The organism is Shewanella sp. S1-49-MNA-CIBAN-0167, assembly GCF_040310145.1.
Taxonomy (GTDB): Bacteria; Pseudomonadota; Gammaproteobacteria; order Enterobacterales; family Shewanellaceae; genus Shewanella; species Shewanella psychromarinicola.
In genome coordinates this window covers 1-256 of the sequence record NZ_JBEOPO010000368.1, presented here as the reverse complement: position 1 = coordinate 256, position 256 = coordinate 1, and the positions used below count along the sequence as shown (strand labels likewise).

Below are 256 nucleotides of genomic sequence, written 5' to 3'. Positions count from 1 at the left end.
ACGCTAATCCCTTATCCGCTGCGGCTTGAACAACAGCTTGCGCAAGTGGATGCTCGGAATGTTGCTCAATACTTGCCGCCAGTTGCAATACTTGTTCTTGTTCGCGACCATTGACCACGATGATATCGGTGATTTTTGGTGCGCCTTCGGTAATCGTGCCGGTTTTATCTAAAATCATGGTGGTAATAGTCGATGCCGTTTGCAGAGCTTCACCATTACGAATAAGCACGCCAGATTCAGCGGCTTTACCTACACC

The 256-nt window shown here is 48.4% G+C and carries 1 protein-coding gene; it reads right to left on the bottom strand.

All coding sequences use genetic code 11. The features are described 5' to 3' along the window. On the bottom strand, positions 1-256 hold a 256-nt coding region (locus AAEZ00_RS21660), incomplete at both ends, for an HAD family hydrolase (protein WP_351090033.1).